We start from the raw sequence: 333 nt of genomic DNA, 5'->3' as shown, positions 1-333 counted from the left end.
GGCGGGGGCGGCGCCGCCCGCCACAGTGATCGCCGGCATGGAGGCCATGGGGATCGCCGTGACCCATGTCTATGGCCTCACCGAAACCTATGGTCCCTGTGTGCTGTGCGAGCCGCAGCGACGGTGGGAAGGGCAGGACTCCACGGCACTCTCCCGCCTCAAGGCGCGCCAGGGGGTGGCATCCCCGCTGCAGGGTGAGATGCGAGTCATCAACCCGGTCAGCGGCGATCCTGTGCCTCAGGATGGCAAAACCCTGGGGGAGATAGTGCTGCGCGGCAATGTGGTGATGAAGGGCTATCTCAAGAACCCGGATGCCAGTGCCGAGGCGATGGC

Annotated in this window: 1 protein-coding gene; it reads left to right on the top strand. The window is 66.7% G+C overall.

Features of this window, described 5'->3' with window-relative positions; all coding sequences use genetic code 11:
- A partial coding sequence (locus tag BN1128_RS03355) for an AMP-binding protein (protein WP_156140098.1) occupies positions 1 to 333 on the top strand: 333 nt, incomplete at both ends.

This window comes from Aeromonas piscicola (genome assembly GCF_000820005.1).
GTDB lineage: Bacteria > Pseudomonadota > Gammaproteobacteria > Enterobacterales > Aeromonadaceae > Aeromonas > Aeromonas piscicola.
This window is presented reverse-complemented; position numbering and strand designations above follow the sequence as displayed.